The organism is Salibacterium salarium (genome assembly GCF_030813635.1).
Taxonomy (GTDB): domain Bacteria; phylum Bacillota; class Bacilli; order Bacillales; family Marinococcaceae; genus Salibacterium; species Salibacterium salarium.
On sequence record NZ_JAUSUM010000002.1, the window covers coordinates 1053023 to 1071922 of the forward strand.

At 37.2% G+C, this 18900-nt stretch carries 23 protein-coding genes; 8 read left to right on the plus strand and 15 right to left on the minus strand.

Annotated elements, in window-relative coordinates; genetic code table 11:
* Window position 1 precedes the first annotated feature (1 nt).
* The 3 genes from J2S78_RS11325 to J2S78_RS11335 are packed head-to-tail and all read right to left on the minus strand — an operon-like array spanning window position 2 to window position 3295.
* Window positions 2-1213 carry an ABC transporter permease gene (locus J2S78_RS11325; RefSeq protein ID WP_306898640.1) on the minus strand — a complete coding sequence of 404 codons (1212 nt, stop codon included), beginning with the start codon at window positions 1211-1213 and terminating at the stop codon, window positions 2-4.
* The gene (locus J2S78_RS11330) at window positions 1213-1953 is read right to left on the minus strand and encodes an ABC transporter ATP-binding protein (protein WP_306898641.1); all 741 of its coding nucleotides are present in this window, start codon (window positions 1951-1953) and stop codon (window positions 1213-1215) included. Before J2S78_RS11330 ends, J2S78_RS11325 begins: the two co-directional genes overlap by 1 nt.
* Before the next feature lie 40 nt (window positions 1954-1993).
* Window positions 1994-3295: an AMP-binding protein gene (locus tag J2S78_RS11335; protein ID WP_306898643.1), complete on the minus strand. Its 1302-nt coding sequence runs from the start codon at window positions 3293-3295 to the stop codon at window positions 1994-1996.
* Window positions 3296-3439: 144 nt separating this feature from the next.
* Here J2S78_RS11335 and J2S78_RS11340 point away from each other — a divergent pair, with 144 nt between their 5' ends.
* The 5 genes from J2S78_RS11340 to J2S78_RS11360 all read left to right on the plus strand — a co-directional run bounded on the left by J2S78_RS11340 (window position 3440) and on the right by J2S78_RS11360 (window position 7002).
* Window positions 3440-3868, plus strand: a complete 429-nt coding sequence (locus J2S78_RS11340; RefSeq protein ID WP_306898645.1) for an HIT family protein — start codon at window positions 3440-3442, stop codon at window positions 3866-3868.
* 79 nt (window positions 3869-3947) lie between these two features.
* Window positions 3948-5030 carry a 3-phosphoserine/phosphohydroxythreonine transaminase gene (gene serC / locus J2S78_RS11345; protein WP_306898647.1) on the plus strand — a complete coding sequence of 361 codons (1083 nt, stop codon included), beginning with the start codon at window positions 3948-3950 and terminating at the stop codon, window positions 5028-5030.
* 196 nt (window positions 5031-5226) lie between these two features.
* Window positions 5227-5583, plus strand: coding sequence for a YtxH domain-containing protein (locus J2S78_RS11350; protein WP_306898649.1), 357 nt, complete (start codon window positions 5227-5229; stop codon window positions 5581-5583).
* 120 nt (window positions 5584-5703) lie between these two features.
* Complete coding sequence (locus tag J2S78_RS11355) at window positions 5704-6264, plus strand: HTH-type transcriptional regulator Hpr (RefSeq protein WP_370871563.1); 561 nt, start codon at window positions 5704-5706, stop codon at window positions 6262-6264.
* A 189-nt stretch (window positions 6265-6453) separates the two neighbouring features.
* A complete protein-coding gene (locus J2S78_RS11360; protein WP_306898653.1) occupies window positions 6454-7002 on the plus strand; it encodes a DUF3267 domain-containing protein in 549 nt (182 codons plus the stop codon).
* 55 nt (window positions 7003-7057) lie between these two features.
* Here J2S78_RS11360 and J2S78_RS11365 read toward each other — a convergent pair whose 3' ends face one another.
* The gene (locus tag J2S78_RS11365) at window positions 7058-7633 is read right to left on the minus strand and encodes a YpmS family protein (RefSeq protein WP_306898654.1); all 576 of its coding nucleotides are present in this window, start codon (window positions 7631-7633) and stop codon (window positions 7058-7060) included.
* 131 nt (window positions 7634-7764) lie between these two features.
* Between J2S78_RS11365 and J2S78_RS11370 the strand changes: the two genes are divergently transcribed.
* Window positions 7765-7947, plus strand: a complete 183-nt coding sequence (locus J2S78_RS11370; protein WP_125554602.1) for a hypothetical protein — start codon at window positions 7765-7767, stop codon at window positions 7945-7947.
* Window positions 7948-8230: 283 nt separating this feature from the next.
* On the opposite strand, the gene J2S78_RS11375 is transcribed toward J2S78_RS11370, so the two are convergent.
* Together J2S78_RS11375 and J2S78_RS11380 are read right to left on the minus strand one after the other, a co-directional pair.
* Window positions 8231-8317, minus strand: a complete 87-nt coding sequence (locus tag J2S78_RS11375) for a YjcZ family sporulation protein (protein ID WP_125554893.1) — start codon at window positions 8315-8317, stop codon at window positions 8231-8233.
* 25 nt (window positions 8318-8342) lie between these two features.
* Window positions 8343-8426 carry a YjcZ family sporulation protein gene (locus J2S78_RS11380; protein ID WP_306898780.1) on the minus strand — a complete coding sequence of 28 codons (84 nt, stop codon included), beginning with the start codon at window positions 8424-8426 and terminating at the stop codon, window positions 8343-8345.
* 165 nt (window positions 8427-8591) lie between these two features.
* Between J2S78_RS11380 and J2S78_RS11385 the strand changes: the two genes are divergently transcribed.
* Window positions 8592-9473 (plus strand): peptidylprolyl isomerase, encoded by an 882-nt coding sequence (locus tag J2S78_RS11385; RefSeq protein ID WP_306898656.1) that lies wholly within the window; start codon window positions 8592-8594, stop codon window positions 9471-9473.
* Window positions 9474-9547: 74 nt separating this feature from the next.
* Here J2S78_RS11385 and J2S78_RS11390 read toward each other — a convergent pair whose 3' ends face one another.
* From J2S78_RS11390 to J2S78_RS11430, 9 genes are all read right to left on the minus strand, one after another.
* Window positions 9548-9814, minus strand: a complete 267-nt coding sequence (locus tag J2S78_RS11390) for a sporulation YhaL family protein (protein ID WP_370871558.1) — start codon at window positions 9812-9814, stop codon at window positions 9548-9550.
* Between the two features lie 65 nt (window positions 9815-9879).
* Entirely contained in the window at window positions 9880-11223 is a 1344-nt protein-coding gene (locus tag J2S78_RS11395; RefSeq protein ID WP_306898657.1) for a sensor histidine kinase, read from the minus strand.
* Window positions 11220-11903 (minus strand): response regulator transcription factor, encoded by a 684-nt coding sequence (locus J2S78_RS11400; protein ID WP_306898659.1) that lies wholly within the window; start codon window positions 11901-11903, stop codon window positions 11220-11222. The genes J2S78_RS11395 and J2S78_RS11400 overlap by 4 nt, the downstream gene beginning before the upstream one ends.
* Window positions 11904-12005: 102 nt before the next feature.
* Window positions 12006-14861 (minus strand): ATP-binding protein, encoded by a 2856-nt coding sequence (locus J2S78_RS11405; RefSeq protein ID WP_306898661.1) that lies wholly within the window; start codon window positions 14859-14861, stop codon window positions 12006-12008.
* A complete protein-coding gene (locus J2S78_RS11410; protein WP_306898663.1) occupies window positions 14851-16101 on the minus strand; it encodes a metallophosphoesterase family protein in 1251 nt (416 codons plus the stop codon). Before J2S78_RS11410 ends, J2S78_RS11405 begins: the two co-directional genes overlap by 11 nt.
* A 230-nt stretch (window positions 16102-16331) precedes the next feature.
* The gene (locus tag J2S78_RS11415) at window positions 16332-16697 is read right to left on the minus strand and encodes a hypothetical protein (protein WP_306898664.1); all 366 of its coding nucleotides are present in this window, start codon (window positions 16695-16697) and stop codon (window positions 16332-16334) included.
* Window positions 16698-16766: 69 nt separating this feature from the next.
* Window positions 16767-17516, minus strand: coding sequence for a membrane protein insertase YidC (gene yidC, locus J2S78_RS11420; RefSeq protein ID WP_306898782.1), 750 nt, complete (start codon window positions 17514-17516; stop codon window positions 16767-16769).
* Between the two features lie 37 nt (window positions 17517-17553).
* Window positions 17554-17826, minus strand: coding sequence for a hypothetical protein (locus J2S78_RS11425; RefSeq protein ID WP_306898666.1), 273 nt, complete (start codon window positions 17824-17826; stop codon window positions 17554-17556).
* A gap of 23 nt (window positions 17827-17849) precedes the next feature.
* Window positions 17850-18500, minus strand: a complete 651-nt coding sequence (locus tag J2S78_RS11430; protein WP_306898668.1) for a lytic transglycosylase domain-containing protein — start codon at window positions 18498-18500, stop codon at window positions 17850-17852.
* Between the two features lie 151 nt (window positions 18501-18651).
* On the opposite strand from J2S78_RS11430, the gene J2S78_RS11435 reads away from it, so the two are divergent.
* The gene (locus tag J2S78_RS11435; protein WP_306898670.1) at window positions 18652-18831 is read left to right on the plus strand and encodes a YhzD family protein; all 180 of its coding nucleotides are present in this window, start codon (window positions 18652-18654) and stop codon (window positions 18829-18831) included.
* The last annotated feature ends 69 nt before the right edge of the window (window positions 18832-18900 follow it).

The window sequence follows — 18900 nt, forward strand, 5'->3', positions numbered from 1 at the left end:
TCTACGTTACTCCTCTATCCTTTTTGAAAATAGGATAAAAATAGCAAAAAAGTAATCCGATTACTAATACAAGTGTTCCCGGCAGTACAGCGGATCCCACAATCCCATACACAATCGAAAGCAGGACCGTCTGAAAAAGCAACAATCTTTTTGCTATATGCCGAAAGGCTAATTGTTTGTTACTGATTGAAACCGGATAAAGATCCGGCCACATCATTACATCAAGATGGTGCCAAAGCGTTCGTAATTGCACACTTGTCATATATACAAACAGCAGTGCCACGCCCAAGCGGAACCAATCATTAGGAAAAGCGTACATAACAAGACCTCCTGTTACTAGAAGTCTTGTGTACATCCCTAAATATTCGCCCGACCGTATAAAAGCTTTTCCAAAGAGCACTTTATAAACGGAATTATTTTTCCAAATAAATGAATCCGTTAACGACGTTATCCATTTTCTCCGTTTTACACCTGCTTTAACATGAGGAACATCCGTAAAGGATTGAACAAAACGATAAAATATCGATAAACGTTTTTGTTCTAAGGCAAGCAACAGTTCCCACTTTAAAAGATGTTGAGTTAACAACGGATAATAATAAAACAGATAGACGAATAACATAATAAGAAATACAGCTGCCGGATACCAGAATGCTGCATTATGAAACAATAAAGTAGTAAGGCCAGCATTAATTACTACTCTGGCAACGACATGCACATTTCGGATTGTTTCCGTCTGTATTCTAGCTTCAGCCCAAAACGAGGCATAATTCCACAAATTAGCAACAAGAATACAAAACAGTACACTGTAAAGATACCCACTGTCCTCATTCACCCGATCCTGAAATAAAGGACCCAGTAATAAGAATATGATTGCCATTGCAATGGATTGCATAATAAACGAATACAAAACAGAATTTCGAAAATAATTTTTTAATTTCGGCTCTAGCGGGAGTAAAAAAACCAAATCTCCTTCTTTTAGAAAGGTTCTTAACGGGCATTTGGTCAACATGTAGGTGAAAACTCCGGCAAGTATAAAAGACACAGGAATCGCTTCAGGCAGCCACTCGATAAAGGATGGGTAAAAATAACCTCCTGCTATAAACAAAGCATACAAGCTAAACATGAAGCCGCTGTTTCCTAATAGCCGTAAATAACGGATAGCTTCATTCCAAAACTCTCTGACCCTGTCTCCCCATAAATTGTTTACATCCATTATACTTCTCCTTTTGTCACTTCTATGTATAAATCATCTAAATTGGCGTCTTTCATACCTATTTCCTCACGAAGCTGTTCTATTGAGCCTTGATGTTTAATTTTGCCTTCATCAAGGAGGATGAACCGGTCACAATAACGCTCTGCTGTTGCAAGAATATGCGTTGACATAATAATCCCTGCACCTTCTTCTTTCTTTTGTACCATCATATCCAGAAGAGACTTTATCGCAACTGGATCAAGACCGACGAAAGGTTCGTCGACGACATATAAATCTGGCTGCACAAGAAAAGCACACATAATCATCACCTTTTGACGCATTCCTTTAGAAAAATGACTCGGAAACCATTGTTTCATTTTTTCCATTCTATATTCTTTTAAAAGTGGATATACACGTTGCTCAAATTGCTCATTTGTCACTCCATAAGCAGCAGCCGTAAGTCGTAAATGTTCCCATAGCGTTAATTCATCATATAAGATCGGTGTTTCCGGTATATAGGTGAACGTTTGACGATAAGCTTCAGGACGTTCCTTACAACGCTCTCCATTAATACGAATATCTCCCTCGGTTGGTTCCATCAAACCAAGAATATGTTTAATGGTTGTACTTTTTCCAGCCCCATTCAATCCTATTAATCCTACCATTTCTCCCTTGCCTACACTGAAGTTCAAATTATGTAGAACAGGTTTATGCACATTATAACCACCACTTACATTTTCAATTTCTAGAAGTTGCGCCATCTATAAATACTCCTTTTTACGTAAAAATACCCGGAAAGTGTTACCGGGTTGCATCGGTTTTAGAGGTTACATCATGATTGAGTTGCTTTCTTTCGACAATTTGAATATATCCATAGGTATCTACAACAGCCATATCCCCTGTATGGAGCCAGCCGTTTTTTATCATTTCAGAGGTTGCTTCTGGATTCTTCAAATAGCCATCCATCGCATTATTTGATCTTACAACAATCTCACCAACACTCACTCCGTCAAACGGTACAGTATGTCCTTGTTTATCTGCCACTCGCACATCTGACCCTATCATAGGATAACCTATTTTAGCTTTCGTTACATATTTTTCTTCTTTTGAAAAATAGTGATGTTGAGATCGAACTTGAGAAATAGTAACGAGCGGCGACATTTCTGTCATACCATAAACTTGTATAAATTCCCAGCCAAGTTCATCTTCCACTTGAACGATATAGTCCTGTGGCGGAACAGATCCCGCTACAACAACTCGTACATCTCGCTTTGTCTGTTCCATATCATTATTGTAATATGTGAGAACAGACCCCAAAACTGGCGGGGTCATATGGATAACGTTAATGTCATACGTGTGTATGTTTTCAAACATCTTTTCCGGATCTGATTCTTTTTGCATGACTTGAGTAGCTCCATTAGCTGTATAATAAAATGGCGAACCCCACCCATTCACATGATACATAGGCAACATGTGTAATAAACAATCACGATCTGTCACTTTTAAGTGATGCATTGCCGACATTGCGTGTAAATAATTACTACGATGAGTCAAAAGAACTCCTTTTGGTGTTCCTGTTGTCCCTCTTGTATAAAGAAGAGTCGCTATATCTCCTTCCTCTAATTCTATCCTGTCAAAAGCTGTTTTCGGAAAAGTTTCTATCCATTTATTATAACTATAATATTCCTCTGTTTCAGAAACACTTCCTATTACAATAATGGTCTCTACTGTTTCAAATTCATGTATAGCTGGGGAAATCAGGGAATATAAAGATTCTTCAACAAATAACACTTTGCTCTCACTATGATTCAATATATATGCATATTCCATCGGTTCTAAATTTGTATCGAGCGGGGTCATGATGCCTCCCACTTGAAATACACCAAAAAAACCCTCCAACATTTCAAGTGAATTGGGGGTTAAATAAGCCACTTTGTCCCCCTTTTTCACTTGAAGATGGTTCAGCCCATGTGATAACTGATTTACCCGCTGGTTTAATTCTGAGTATGTTACGTGCTGTTGTCCATCTATGACGGCAGTCTTATTTCCATACAAGGAAACTGCCCGATCTAAAAAATCTGTTAACACGAGGGGGACAAACATTACTACTCCTCCTTAGTCATTCATTCTATGAAAATTATAGCATTGTATTATGTGATTTGTAAGAATCTGCTTTCGTCTTTTGCCCTTCTGACACCGCAATGGTAGAATAGTGTCACATAAAAAATTATAAAAGGGGTGTTTCACGTGACTCACGACAGCAATTGTATTTTTTGTAAAATTGTTTCCGGCGATATTCCTGCTGCTGTTGTTTATGAAGACGACACCGTTATTGCTTTTGCTGACCTAGGACAGGCAACGAAAGGACACACACTGTTAATTCCAAAAGAACACCAGGAAAATATTTTCGAACTTAAAGAAGATACTGCTGCTTACTTATTTAAAACTGCTCCAAAAATTGCCAATGCAATAAAAGAGGCCTTTCAACCAGAGGGGTTAAACCTCATTAATAATAACGGCAAAGTTGCATCTCAATCCGTGTTTCATTATCACCTTCATTTTATTCCACGTTACGGTCCCGATGACGGTTTTGAACCAACATTTAAAGATAATGGTTCTGAGTATTCCGCCGAAGATTTACAAGCAGTGGCGAAAAATATAAACAGACATTTATAAAACATAGTATCTTTGTAGGCAATCTGTTAGGATAGAAATCAATATAAGCATGAAGAACATTGAAAAGGAGTGGAGAGAGTTGTCCAGAGCCCATAATTTTAATGCCGGCCCCGCCGCATTACCTACCGAGGTGCTAGAAAGCGCCCAAAATGAACTAGTCGATTTTAATAATACCGGCATGTCTGTTATGGAACTAAGTCATAGAAGTCCAGATTACGAAGCCGTACACAATGAAGCGATTGCATCTATCAAGCGGTTGCTTGCTGTTCCTGATGACTATGAAGTCCTTTTACTGCAAGGAGGAGCCAGCCTCCAGTTTCCTATGATACCAATGAATTTTCTTTCTAAAGATGAAACAGCTAATTATATCCTCACTGGGTCTTGGTCAGAAAAAGCAGTGAAAGAAGCTGAGCTGATTGGCAAAACACGAAGCAGTGCTTCGTCCGCAGAAAGTAATTACACATACATTCCTGACACTAGTCAATTAGGATTGAATGAGAATGACGCTTACGTTCATATCACTTCCAATAATACGATTTTCGGTACGCAATGGCAGGATTTTGATTTAGATTGGAAGTCCCCTTTAATCGCCGATATGTCTAGTGATATTTTAAGTAAACCGATACCCATAGAACGTTTCTCCATGATTTATGCCGGCGCCCAAAAAAATCTTGGACCTTCCGGGGTCACTGTCGTCATTATAAAAAAAGACTTATTAAACCGGTCCTCACAAAACATTCCAACATTAATGAGGTACCGTACACATTCTGACAAAAATTCTCTTTACCACACACCTCCGACTTTCGCGATTTACATGCTGAAGAAAGTATTAAATTGGGTTGAAGAAAACGGTGGAGCAGAAGGAATGAGGCAAAGGAACACCGAAAAAGCCAATCTGTTGTATCATACCATCGATGAAAGCAATGGTTTCTATGAAGGACATGCAGAAAAAAGCAGCCGTTCCTTTATGAATGTTACCTTCAATCTGCCTAGTGCAGAATTGAATGAGAAATTTCTTAAAGAAGCAAAAGAAGCTGGTTTTGTTGGTTTAAATGGGCACCGCTCCGTCGGAGGATGCCGAGCTTCGATTTATAATGCTGTTTCATTAGAGTCTTGCCAAGCATTGAAAGAATTTATGATTGAGTTTCAAAAAAATAATTAATTATTTACACATCACATAGTAAATATGTTTAACTGCCTGCAGTTCAGATTGTTTTTCTGTCAGGCAGTTTTTTTAGTTAATTAAGAAAAAATTAACACGAATCTCCTTTTCTTTCGCCATTTTTTTCTCTATACTGTTATCAGAGAATAATATTAGATTAGAGAAGGAAACAAGGAGAGAAAGGATAGGTGCTAATATGGATTCGAAATCATTATTTTCTGGTTTATTTTTGGGAATTGTTTTAGGAGGAGGATCTGCTTTATTATCCGCCCCTATTTCCGGTCAAGAAACGAGAAGTATGATGAAACAATACGATTTAAAAACGTTAAATAAAAAATTATCACGCAAAGGAAAATCCGCGGTACAAGAATGGCAGGAAGCTGCAACAGAAGGTTTTGAAGCTGTCGATGGTTTAACACAAGAAATGAAAAAAACATACAGCCGTTACAAAGATGAAGTAGAACCGGAAGTTGAAGCCATCCAGCAACAGGTTAAAGAAATTTCAGATTCCATATCAGAATTAAATGAACGAATTCGTAAAGAGTCAGAATAATTCAGCAATATAAGCAATACTTTATGTAACATTTAATAAACAAATCTTTTTATTACAATAATACATCAGAGAGGAGGGAGAAGATTGGATCATTCTTCTCTTTCTACGAAACAATCGATAATGTTCAGCCACAAATTCGCTCAATTAACCAAAGCAATGTGGAAATCTGTAGAAAAAGACTGGCAGCAGTGGATAAAACCTTATAACTTGAATATTAATGAACATCAGATTTTGTGGATTGCTTATCATTTGTCAGGGGCTTCTATTTCAGACATTGCTAAGTTTGGTGTTATGCATGTGTCTACTGCGTTTAACTTCTCCAAAAAACTCGAGGAAAGAAATTTAATTACATTTTCCAAGAACGCCGAAGACAAACGCAACACTTATATAGAACTGACCCCAGATGGAGATCGTCTCTTATTAGAAACCTTAGAAGCGTATGAACCGGACACATATAGTATTTATAATGGGGCCCTTCCTATCAAGGAATTATACGGAAAGTTTCCTGAATTCACTGAACTTATCGCAATTATCAGACACATTTATGGAGAAGATTTCATGGGTATTTTTGAAGAATCTTTCCATACGTTTGATGAAGAATTCACGGAAGATAGTGGAACCTTAACACCCGTAAATCAAGAGAATAAGATACAAAAAAGTGCCAGTACTCTTAATAAGTAAGACAATAATATCTTCTTATAAGAACTGTTCTAAATGTCGTTTCATACGATTTTTAGACAGTTCTTTTTATATAGAGAGATTTGAATTGTCAAAATCCTTTTTCTTTTAATTTTTCTCCCGAATTCTATTGATTTTTTCTGGTAGAGGATTTACATTTATCAAGTAGGATAAGAAAAGGGGGGGTCTCCCATGAATTGCTGGAAATCAATTAATCTAAAAAAAGAGTATAATCCTTCGAGACTGATGCTTTTGTCAATGAGTGTGATGATTACAACATTTGTTATCAGTTATCTTGTATTCAGTCTTTATTACGAAAATATCAGTTATGCTGAATTAGGCTTAATTGATACGTTGCTATTTTTATTATTGTTGTTCCCTATTCATACCATACTCCATCTTATCCCGTTGCGATTTGTGGGAGTTCGAATGCAATGGAATTTGAAAATGAGCAAAAAGAAAAGAGCGCCTTTGCTTTTGTTAAGGTTCACTAAACCTGTTGGGCGCAACTTCTATATAAACGCTATGCTGTTCCCAACACTATTTATTAGTGTTGTGTCTATTGTAAGTGCGCTGACTTTCCCATCATTTATGCTTTATTTTGTATTATTGTTTTCTTTTAATGCAGGCCTTGCCGTTTATGACTTTATCTACATTAAACAATTACTTGGGGCACCACGCCATTGCTTTATTGAACAAAACAAAAACGGGATGGATATATTATTAAAGCAGCCAATATAACGGCTGCTTTTTAATGTGAATCTTCTTTTAAGCTCTGTTACTTGGCATTCAAACGTTATTTCCCTACGTTAAATACAATGTCATCATCGGCTAGCTTAAATGTTTCTGCTTGGATATAATAACCGTTGTCACCTATATCCAATTCATCCAAATTTATAAGGATTCGATTATTGTCAGGCTGCACATTCACGTATTCAGGTAAGTCTGCTTGAGCGTCCATTAAAGCAAGTACTTCTGATCCAGGAAGAGAGAAATTCCCGAGTGAAACATTCCTTTGATGGAGAACAATATTTCCATCATCAAGCGCTTCTGGTTCTAATTCCATAACAGCTTCAATAGATCGCCCCATAAACTCGAAACTCGTGGTGACTTGAGAAATATTTTCTCCAAAATCAACTTTTACATTTTCCTCATCTATTTGTTCATTTAATAGCCTATTTAATTGTTGTCTCGTCAACTGTACAGAGAAATACTCATTAAAGTTTTCATTATCTTCTGTTGTAATATTTTCCTTATCACTGTTCTCATTAGAATCACTTAGTAAGAAAAATAAAATAAGAACGGAAAGGAAAATAACAGCTATCACTGCAAAAAACATTACTTTCCAAATATTGGTTTTACCATCTGCCATATAATCACCACTTTCATTCAAACTGCTTCTACCACTATAATATTTTCCCTCTTTTTGTGCTAGCAAAAAACTATCTTTTTTTTAAAAGTTTTGTTAAGGTATAATAGATATAAGATATTGGGGGTAAAAAGATGCTTATTGCATTATTCGGATTATTTTCGTTGACCTATTTATTCATTATAAACTCTATGACTAATGCCCTCTGCGTACAAAAAGAAATTCCCGCAGAACGCCAACCGAAAATATTTAGAACCATTAATATTTTGCTTACCATTTTGCTGACTTCCACTTTTGTGGAATTATGGTTTGTTTAACGTTATGGCAAAACAAGTGCAAGGTACCGCCTGTCGGTGACAAGTTCTGAAAGCCAACTGACGAGGCTTGCCGCCACAGTGCGGGTTCAATAATAGAAGTTCGGCTAACTTTGCAGCTTGATACCGGAACTGCCAGAATAATATACATTCTTTACTCATAAATAAAAGGCTTTCCCATTATCATGCTTGGGAAAGCCTTTTTACAACAATTATAGAAGTATTGATTTATAGGTTAGCGACTTCATATTTTCATAGCACTCGGCTTTTGCCAAGTGCCTATTCATTAATAAAGCCAAGCTGCGCCTACAATCACTAACAAAATGAACAATACGACGATAAGCGCAAAATTGGAGCGATTATCATATCCCATTTGTATTCCTCCTTTTTATTAACATTTAATACCAAGAGGCACCTACAATGACAAGCAGAATGAAAAGTACTACAACTAGCGTAAAACCGCCGTAGTAGCCTTTAGACATTTCATCATCACCTCCTAATAGCCTTGCTGGGTTATATTATGTGTATAGGTGAAAAATTGTTTAGGCTTTTTACCTAGATTTTTTCTTTTTATAGATTTTTATGGTATCATATGGGTTGTCTTTATTTTTTCTTTTTTTTAACATGACTTAGGAGTGAAAAATTATATGAAAAAATTACTTCTGACCACTTTAGGGGTAACAACTATTATTATTGTTGCTGCATGTAACAATAACGACGAAAACGGTGAATCTACAATTGTTGAAGTTAATGACACCTCGATAACAGAAGCGGAATTTATCGGAGAATTAAAAGATGGTTTTGGAGAACAAATGCTAAATGAAATGGTTCAAAGTACGATTCTAAATGATAAAGCAGAAGAGTTGGATATTAGTAGTGAGCAGGTTGATGAAGAATTTCAGTCATTTAAAGAAAACTATGGTGTAGAAGACGATGAACAACTGCTCACTATGCTCCAAACCCAATTTCAATTGCCGGTGGAATCTATTGATGAATTTAAACAAGATGTATTAAAGCCTGAGCTTGTCATTTCTGAAATTTCAGAAGCAGATGTTGAAATAACGGACGAAGATAAACAAGAGTATTATGATAATAATAAAGAAGACTTAGAATCTGTTTCGGCCAGACATATCCTTGTAGAAGACGCGGAAACGGCTGAAGAGGTGAAAAACCAACTAGATGATGGGGAAGACTTCGCCGAACTTGCTGAAGAATATTCCACGGACGGTTCCGCTTCTGAGGGTGGAGAACTAGGCTCTTTCACCCGAGGACAAATGGTTGAAGAATTTGAAGATACAGCATTTTCTTTGGAAATTGGAGAAATCAGTGAGCCAGTAGAAACAGAGCATGGTTTTCATATTATTGAAGTTCTTGACAAAAAAGAAAGCTTTGAAGAGCTTGAAAGCGATATTGAAAATACGTTGAGAGAAGAACAGTCTATACCTGCAGAAGAAGTCATGCAGAATTTAATGGATGAAGCGAACATTAATGTGGAAGAATCAACGTATGAAGATTGGATTCAATCGTAGTCTATTACGATACTATACAGATTAAAAAGCGAGCCGTCCTTATTAGAATAAGGACGGCTCATTTCATAGGATATTTATGAAGAAACCCTCTTTTTTTCACGTTCTTCTTCCATTCTTCGTATAAAAACTCTACCTTCTTGTTCAATCCAATGTTGGTCTTCTTGCTGCTCTTTTCGGCTCGACTGCCACCACATATAGCCACTAAAAACAATTCCAAGACCACTTAAAACAACCCATGTAGGAACTTGTGAAGATCCAGGTGCAAAAAATCGCTGCCACATAACAAGCATTAAGAATACAACAATTAAGGTCAGTAATAACTTTTTAGAGCGGTTATCCATACAATCCTCCTTTTTCTGCCTTGTCCCTCTTTATTCTTATGCTTATGCACTGATTTTACATATATTCATGGTTTGGGTAATGTGATTTTAAAAGCAACCCCGTCCTCACAATTACTTATCTTAGCATCACCGTCGTGAAGTTCTGCTATTCGTTTTACAATAGCAAGCCCGAGCCCAAATTGACCTTTATTCCCTTTTCTAAAAGGCTCAAATAAAGTCGGTAACTCTTCTTCATTAATGGTCTCACCATTGTTTCTTACTGTAATTATGACCTTACTATCTTCTATCTCTTCCGCTTTCATCCAAACCGTGTCACGAGCATATCGCATTGCGTTCTCGACAAGGTTTTCAAGAAGTACTTGTAAATGTTCTGGGTCCGCTTTTATTTTCATATCAGCGCCTTGTATTTCAAAATGGACATCCTCCCGCTGCATGCGAAAACGTTCTTCCATTTGAAAAGCCAGTGTTCCAAACATTATTTCTTCCACATTAATTGTATCATTTTTCATGGTGTCCAATTTGGTAAAGTACAGCATGTCTTTTACTCTTTTATCCATCCGGTCTGTCTCATCAATAATGACATTCATCGTTTGTTCTAAGTCAGCTTTAGGAAGAATACCGTCTTTTACAGATTGTGCGTAAGTTTTTACAACCATAATAGGTGTCTTTAATTCGTGAGAAGCATGTTGAATAAAGGTTTTTTGTGAGCGATCGTATCGTATAAGATTTTGACGCATTCCTTCAAATTGATCAGAAAGCTTTTGAAAGTCTTCGTCTCCTTCCCAATGGAACGGTTCTTTCCAATTTCGCTTTGAAATTTGTTCAAAATGATCACCCAAAACTCGGAATGGCTGACGCAGATAACGTTTCAACCATATTGCAGGTAAAAGGCTTAACACACTTGAAATGAGTAATAAATAAACAAGTCTCTCCCAAAGTCTATTCACCATTAAATCACGGTACGTATCCCACATGAACGAAATTTGATAGGCTTCTTGTCCGTCTGATTCAATTCTTGTTATGACATAAAACAAGGTTGCTTCATTATAAGTCAGTTCATATCTTTCACGTTCAGCTGTTTGATTACCTGCATTCATTACCATTTCTTTTAATACTTCATCTGGAGGGATTGGCTCTCCCCTTTGTTCTCCATCCAATAAAAAAACGTGACCAACAGAACGTTCGGCTTCTCGTCTTTCAACAAAATCCATTTCAGATTGGGGAATGGAAAAATGCTCACTAAACGGATTAGCCATTCGTGCCTGTTCTTGTTCAATCATTCTGTATGTTTCATCGTTGAGTGTTCCTTTTATTGAAATCGGATAAATAATAATAATGGTCAACCCAACAAGAACAACTAAAGCGATAAACGAAAACCAAATACGTTGTGTTAAATTAACTTTCATCATGATGATAGAATTCGGTATCCAAACCCATACAACGTTTCAAGGTGGATTCGAGGCATTTTTTTACGTACTCTCCGCACCACATCATCTACCGCTCTCTCGGAACCGAAATAATTTTCCCCCCATACATTTTCAATAATTGCCTCTCTAGAGAGCGCTTTTCCGATGTCTTCTGTTAACAATAAAATTAAATCCATTTCTTTTGTCGTTAATTCCACATGACCGCTATCTGCCTGTTCATCTGTTACTATACGAGCTTGCGGGTCAATCAAATAATCGTTCAGCTCCACTTTCTTTGATTCGTTTGATTGTTCCCCATATACTCTTGAAATCAGTTTTTTTGCCCGAATAATTAGTTCCTGTGGTAAAAATGGCTTCGCCAAGTAATCATCACTGCCCATTTCAAGTCCTAGTACTCTATCAAGATCTTGATCTCTCGCAGAAATGAAAATAACAGGCACATCTCCTTGTTCTTCACGAATACCTTTTAAAATTTGGTATCCATCCGTTCCAGGAAGCATAATATCAAGCACCCATAAATGAGGTGGTTCTTTCACTGCTTCGAGAGCGTCAGCGCCATTATCAAAAACCTTGACAAACCAACCTTCTTTTTCCATGTATGCTTTTAATACTTCTGATAAATTGTTTTCATCTTCTACTAAATATACTGTATAACTACTCATAAAATGTCGGATCCTTTCTGAAACCTAAATGATTTTACAGCTATTCAAGCTTCATGGTAGCAGGCTTTTCTCTAAACTTCCAGACATAATCCACTATTTTTGTCAGACGAGCTGATGAATCCTGCCATAATCCTGTACTGACTTGGGAAGAGTATCGCAAGTGAAATATAAAATTTGTCTATGAGAGCTTGCCTGTAGAAGAAGTTGAAAAGCTAGTTGTTGACGTTCACGATCAAAGTTAACAAAGGGATCATCCATAATTAGTGGCAGAGTCTGACTATGATTATAGTTTTCAGCAAGAGCCAAACGTAATGATAAATAAAGCTGCTCTGCTGTTCCGCGACTTAGCTCAACCGGTTCAAACCACTGTCCACGGTTATCTTCTACAATGAATTTCTCTTCCCCTACAGGAGCAAACAAACGTGTATAGCCCTGCTGTGTCATATAAGAAAAATAAGAAGAGGCTGTTTGTACAACTTCTGGCTGTCTTTCCTTTTCATACACTGATTTTGCCTGTCGCAGGATCATCCTTGCTGCTTTTCGTACAAGCCACTTATGTGTATTTTCTTGGAATACAAGCTTATTTTCTTCAAAATATTGTAATTCTTCCCCGTAGGTACCACCATCTTCGATTTGTTTACGTTGTTGGTTGAGCTCAGCTAATTTTCTATTCAACTCTTGTTCTGTTTCGTCCAGTTCTGCCAACTCTTCTGCTTTCATCGTTAATTCTTCTTCGGGTGTGTAAGAGTCATTCTTTATTTCATTCATCCACCCTTCCACACTTTCTCCTTCAAACATTTGAGCCATAAGTTGACTATGTACCCATTCCTGTTTATTTTTCCACTCCTCATACTTTTTCTTCTGTTCTAATACTCGGAAAAATGATTCTTTATCGTCCGCTCCTACATTTCGATACAACTGATTTATCATGTCTACCGCTTCCATACGAAGTGTTTCATATAGATTGACTTGGTGAACGACAGTAGACCAGTGTTTTTCTTCTTCTTTATATTCTCTATAACGCTGCTCTTCTTTTTCAAAAATATGCTGTATTACGGCAAAGGTTTCTTCTACAGTACGAAAAGAAACATTTGCTTGCTCGGCAAGCCAGCTAGTTTCCACTTGGATTTCTTCCATCTTTTCTAAAATATCCTGGCTTTCTATTTCTAACCTGTTTATATCATGGACAAGCCCTTTCCATTCTTTTACCGTTTGAAAATATGTTTCAGCTGACTGTATGGAAGGAATGGTAGGAAACTGGTAGGTCCTGCACCATTCTTTAAATTCTGTTTGTAGTGTTAGCCAGTTAGCTTGTTCTTGTTCTAATGCATTTTCGAGAGATTGCTTGGCGTTGTTTTCTCTCCCAAGCTGCCATTCGTACTCTCGAACTAGAGCTTCTAAACGCAAATCCTCTTCTAATAATGATTTATGTTTCCAATACAAACTATTAGTCGAATGTTTATTGTTTTGTTGATGTAGCATGTACCATAAAATACTTGCTGCAACACCGACACCGACCATAACGAAGCCCATCAACCATTGACCAGTTAACCATTCCCAAATTCCAAGTGTAAAAAAGATAACAATAGAAATCTGGAGCATCATCACTGGTTTATTTGACGAAGGAGATAGACTGGATTTCTCTTCAAATTGAACGACAACATCTTCACTATATCCCCGCTCTTCTTTAGAACGCTGCTTCTCATTGTTTTGATGGTAATCTTTTTGAATCAACGTTGCTTTCTCGTCTTGCTGCTGATACTGTTGCTCCAGCAGTCGCAATCGTTCTTTTACTTCTTTACTTTTATCTATAATTGTCTGCAGTTCTTCTTGGGCATGAATCGTAGTAACACTAGCGTGCAAATCCTCATGATATAAATCTCCTAGCCTTTCTTTCAGTTCTTTAAGCATGTCTTGTTTTTGATCAATCTTATAGCTAATACGATTATTATCCTCCACATACTTGCTATAGACAGGAATTCGTTCCTTTAATGCTGAAAACCTTTCTAAGTGATGAAAAACAGGCCACATAAGCGCTGCTCCCTGGTTTTCTGATTCCAGCTGCTTTTTGGTGATTTTCGCATTCTCCCACCATTTCACAGCTTCATCGTACTTTTGCTTATACTCTCCCCATTTTTCTTCTTTTTCAAGCGGAATGTCTTTAAATGAATGCAAGCTTTCCAGGTTTTTCTCCGTGTCTTTATTCTCAGTCAACAATTGTAATAAATACTTTTTTCGATTTAATCGTTCCGTTACATGATTTATTTCTTTTTTCTTCCGTTTGTATTCTTCTAGTTGGTGTATTACATTTTCTCTTTCTTCCATAAGACGATCATATTGCTCAAACTGCTTTTCCCATTCTCTCAAATGAAGACGTTTGTCATGCAAGGTTTTAATATCTTTGTTTATGATTGGTTTTTGGCCTTTAGGTTTAAATAAGTTACTCAACTCTTCATCCAGCTTTTTTTCCATTTGGGCGATGTGTTTAGTACCGGTCATACCGGCTTCGTAAATGTATTTATTCAATTCCTCTCCTTTCAAATTTTGTATCTCACTCAATCCATCCAATCCAAAGCAAAATATACCTTGAAAAATGCCGCGATCCATATTACCGAGTGCTGCTTTTAACCACTCTTCTCCAAAACGTTCCCCCTCCTCTGTATATACGGTTACATCTCCTGCTGCTTTTTTTCCAGATTGCCGTTCGACTGTTGCTTTCTTTCCATTTTCTAAACGAATTGTTATATAACCGCCGTAGTGATTACCGGTTTTAGGTTCATAACGAAGTGCATTTTCTCTTTTAGAAGGAAAACCAAATAAAACCGCTTGTATAAAAGCTCTGATAGTAGATTTTCCAGCTTCATTCTCCCCTTGTATGAAATGAATCGGGAGCTGAAAATCTATGATTTCATCCTGAAATTTCCCAAATCCATAAATATGAAGTTTCTCAATCTTCATTGGCCTTCTCCTTCCCCCACATTTCCCACAACAGTCTTTGTGCTTCATCAATAATTGCCGCTGGATCTTCCACTTCTGAAGCAGATAAATAAGTTCGCGCTGCCGGGTGCTGCATAAGCTCCTTCCATACGTTTGCCACTTGTTCTGGGTTATCTTTCAAATGGAGTGCTGCTTCTGCCATATCCCCAAGAAAATGATTTTCGCCATTAGAATGTATGGTCATGTCATCAGGTATTGTTTGATTCGTTAATCGGTGAATATGGAAAAAGGGACTGTCTACAGCGCCGATTTCATTTAAAGCTTCTTTCCATTCTTGTAATTCCTTTTCTTCTTGCAGATGTAAACTTAATGAGCCTTTTCCCTTCAAAGTTATATCAAGCCATACACCTATTCGATTAACGATCTGATAAGCTGAAATATCCTCTACTATTTGATTTGTAAGACTGTCAAATGATACATGTCCATCAATAGACGTTTCGATCTTTATAAAAGGGATAACCGAGGCAGACCTAAACGACACGTCTGCCTTCTCTTCATCTAAGTGAACATATAAATATCCTTTGTCACCAGGTTCATTGCGATGACGTGCTTGAATATTGCCTGGATAGCAAATATGATTTGCAAGCGAATGTCTCGTATGAATGTGACCAAGAGCCCAGTAATCAAACTCTTTCTCCAACAAATCTTCTTTGTCAAAAGGAGCATAAGCATGATCTGTATTACGTCTTTCTTGTCCATGCAGCAAGCCTATCTGAAGTGGTGCTTCTGTCCCTTCCTTTTTATTATATTGTTTCGCTATATTTTGATGGAGCGTTCGTTTTTCATAACTGCAACCATAAATAAATGCTGCTTCCTCTCCTTTTTTATGAAAAATTTTTATTTCCGGTGTCGTATCAAATATATGTACATTTTCAGGCCATCCTGCGGGTGCATACTTTTTATGAACAGGATCATGATTTCCAAAAATAACGTAAACCGGAATATCATGTTTTTGGAGTGTTTGAAATTGTGTTTTTAAGTACAGCTGATTTCTTAAGCTGCGATTATCTTGATCAAATAGATCACCTGCAATGATGATAAAATCCACTTCAAGTTGAATCGCATCCTTCACCATATTATCTACTGCGGTGTATATACTATCTTCAAGCTGCTGTTTTAATAATGACGGTGCTCCTGCAGCAGCTGGAATAGTTGAACCAAGATGAAGGTCGGCTGCGTGTATAAATCGTAATGGTTCCATAAATAAAACAGCCTTTCTATATTAAAGAATTTCTTTCATTATATCACGAAAAAGGTGAACGTATGCTCGCATTAGATATCGTTCACAAGAAAAGCATGGTGCTCCGCTACAGGGTCTAGACAGGATGTGCCTCGAGCGTTTGGGCGTTTGCGTTAAACATAGACGACAAAAACGGAATAGTTTCCTATCTTAAAAAAAGCAGAGCCTGCATGGAGTGCAAGCTCTACTTTTTAAAATAGCGTGGACAATGCAACAAGGGCAGCCAGCGGTAATACTAATCTACGATACCTTGGTCTCGGACGAGGATAATATCCTCCGCCTGGGTATCCCCCATATCCACCATATCCTCCAAAAAACTGTCGGTTGTTCATGCCGGATTGACAACCGCACCCTTTCGTTAACATATTGTTCATCTGTGCTCCTTGAACCATCCCATTGTTATTGTTATTGTTGCTATTTTCAGGGACCATCATATACACATTGTTATCATCTACATCTTCAATAAACCCTTGTAGTTGTTCGTTATTATTCATTTGCACCGTAACCAAATGTCCAATATGCTGCTTACAAAGATGATGCATTTGCATAGGATTCATATAAACGTCCGCCTCCTTTTTCCATGCTATCCTATTCAAGTTGGCGGGCGCATGTGCAGCTAATAGCTACTACTGTTCCGTCGATTCTTCCATTCTTTTTCGTTGACGAGCAAAAAGTAACGACTGAAATATCATAAATATCCCGCCGGCAAACCAATACAACGATAGGGCGGATGGTAAAGCAAATCCTGCAGTAATCATCATACCAGGCATAATATACATAAGTGCCTTCATTTGCTGAGGAGATTGACTCATCGTCACTTTTGTTTGTATAAACATTGATATACCTGCTGCAACAGGCATGATATGCAGTGGATCTGTTTGTCCCAAATCCATCCATAAGAAATTGTGATTCGCAATTTCCTCTGTTCGCATGATTGCGAAATAAAAGGCCATTAAAATAGGCATTTGAATAAAAATAGGAAGGCAACCGGCCACAGGATTTACTCCGTGTTTAGAATATAACTGCATCATTTCCTGCTGTAGTTTTTGAGCTTGTTCTCTATCTTTTGTATCGTATTTTTCTCGTAACTCTTTCATTTCGGGCTGAAGCTTTCTCATCGCAAACGTACTACGCTGCTGCTTAATAAAAAACGGCAAAAGAATAAGACGAATGACTATTGTCATCATAATAATCGCTAAGCCGTAACTTCCTTGAAAAAGATCTGCCATAGAAGTTATTAACCACGATAACGGATAAACAAAGAAATGGTTCCAAATACCATCGGTTTCCGAGGTGATTGGCTCTTGGTTCATCCCGCACCCTGATAAAACAACCAAAATACTTAAATATATAAAAATTTGTTTATATTTTTTTATTGACAACACTTGTTCCTCCTAAAAAATAATACTTTCTTTAGATATTGGGAGAAATAAGTGAAGCGTCGTCATCGTCCTGTTGATCTTTTACTGACGGTATTTTTCTTCGATTCATCGAAAATATTAAACAATCAAGATCAGGGATTTGATTTGTATTATATCTTAAATCAATATGAGTGTTACGGTTAATTAAATAACGACATGTCCAACTAGGGCCAGAGGAACCTATGACAGACCAGGTTGTTATATAAAGAAGTGATAAAACGAGAAATATTTCTAAAATACCAACGTCCATAAAAATTTCAATCATCGATTCCTCCCCCTTTCATAGACTTAATTATTATTTTCTTCTTGTTTTACCGCAACGTAATTTTTTTCGTATCTTTCAGCAAACTCGAGCACTTCATCCACATACCAATCTGCATGGTTATATTGATATAATGCCGAATTTAGGTCACCATCGGCTGCACCATTAGCTTTAAGGTAATTGGCTGTTGAAAAGATAGCATCCTTTAGATTATAAGGATCAGCTTTCCCATTACCGTTCCCATCTACCCCATATCCTCCATTTTCCTCAATAACATCTAAACTTGTTAATTCTTCATCTGCAATATCTATATTTCCTTTTCCATTACATTCTTCATAACTCCAACCTACAAACGTACACGGCATAAACTGTGTATGCCCCACAGCGCCAGCTGGACTTTCTAAACTTTCCATCGTTGAAAACAACGTCTCTACGCGATGTACGGCTGCTAGAACTTCCCATGAAACACCATAATCCGCTTCTGCCTCTTTATATATTGGAATATACTGTTCTGGTATTTCATCCTTCGAGTATTGAGGGGTTGTATCTTCTTGCTCAGGATTCGTGTCTGGTGTTAACCCTTTATACAAAAGAGCACCACTGATAAACAAGAATAAAAAGAGGATAATTCCAGCTGACACCGGCTTTTTCTTTTTCTTTTTTGCCAATGTCTCCACCTCCACTCCTCCATCATAAACAAAACTTGAAAATGAATCCACCGACTATTTCGTGAACTGTAGTTCTTTACGTACTTGATTCCGGTTTCGTTTCATCGTAAAATAAAAATGAATAATCATTCATTTTCTTGCTTGTTAGGAGGAGTGTTTTGTGCAGTATTTTTTGACGGCGTTTGCAAAAGACGGAAAGATACTACTTAATGAGGTGTTTTCATTTGAAAACGAGGCAGAAGCAGTAGAATATGGAATCAATCGTCTGAAAAAAGAACAATGTGATAAGCAAACCTACAGAATGACAAGAAATGGTGAACTTGTCCTTTTCCATCGTTAATAACCCCTATTAATAATAACTTTTTTCACTAGTGTCTTTAAAACAAAAAGCTGTTCTGTTAAACAGAAC

Excerpts from the sequence above, each read along its gene's own strand:
- J2S78_RS11325 (WP_306898640.1), bottom strand. The coding sequence starts at position 1,213 with ATGGATGTAAACAATTTATGGGGAGACAGGGTCAGAGAGTTTTGGAAT.
- J2S78_RS11330 (WP_306898641.1), bottom strand. The coding sequence starts at position 1,953 with ATGGCGCAACTTCTAGAAATTGAAAATGTAAGTGGTGGTTATAATGTG.
- J2S78_RS11380 (WP_306898780.1), bottom strand. The coding sequence starts at position 8,426 with ATGTCTAAAGGCTACTACGGCGGTTTTACGCTAGTTGTAGTACTTTTC.
- J2S78_RS11365 (WP_306898654.1), bottom strand. The coding sequence starts at position 7,633 with ATGGCAGATGGTAAAACCAATATTTGGAAAGTAATGTTTTTTGCAGTG.
- J2S78_RS11360 (WP_306898653.1), top strand. The coding sequence starts at position 6,454 with ATGAATTGCTGGAAATCAATTAATCTAAAAAAAGAGTATAATCCTTCG.
- J2S78_RS11395 (WP_306898657.1), bottom strand. The coding sequence starts at position 11,223 with ATGATGAAAGTTAATTTAACACAACGTATTTGGTTTTCGTTTATCGCT.
- J2S78_RS11390 (WP_370871558.1), bottom strand. The coding sequence starts at position 9,814 with ATGGATAACCGCTCTAAAAAGTTATTACTGACCTTAATTGTTGTATTC.
- J2S78_RS11335 (WP_306898643.1), bottom strand. The coding sequence starts at position 3,295 with ATGTTTGTCCCCCTCGTGTTAACAGATTTTTTAGATCGGGCAGTTTCC.
- J2S78_RS11355 (WP_370871563.1), top strand. The coding sequence starts at position 5,704 with ATGTTCAGCCACAAATTCGCTCAATTAACCAAAGCAATGTGGAAATCT.
- J2S78_RS11400 (WP_306898659.1), bottom strand. The coding sequence starts at position 11,903 with ATGAGTAGTTATACAGTATATTTAGTAGAAGATGAAAACAATTTATCA.
- J2S78_RS11405 (WP_306898661.1), bottom strand. The coding sequence starts at position 14,861 with ATGAAGATTGAGAAACTTCATATTTATGGATTTGGGAAATTTCAGGAT.
- J2S78_RS11385 (WP_306898656.1), top strand. The coding sequence starts at position 8,592 with ATGAAAAAATTACTTCTGACCACTTTAGGGGTAACAACTATTATTATT.
- J2S78_RS11425 (WP_306898666.1), bottom strand. The coding sequence starts at position 17,826 with ATGATTGAAATTTTTATGGACGTTGGTATTTTAGAAATATTTCTCGTT.
- J2S78_RS11375 (WP_125554893.1), bottom strand. The coding sequence starts at position 8,317 with ATGGGATATGATAATCGCTCCAATTTTGCGCTTATCGTCGTATTGTTC.
- J2S78_RS11410 (WP_306898663.1), bottom strand. The coding sequence starts at position 16,101 with ATGGAACCATTACGATTTATACACGCAGCCGACCTTCATCTTGGTTCA.
- J2S78_RS11350 (WP_306898649.1), top strand. The coding sequence starts at position 5,227 with ATGGATTCGAAATCATTATTTTCTGGTTTATTTTTGGGAATTGTTTTA.
- J2S78_RS11415 (WP_306898664.1), bottom strand. The coding sequence starts at position 16,697 with ATGAATCCTATGCAAATGCATCATCTTTGTAAGCAGCATATTGGACAT.
- J2S78_RS11370 (WP_125554602.1), top strand. The coding sequence starts at position 7,765 with ATGCTTATTGCATTATTCGGATTATTTTCGTTGACCTATTTATTCATT.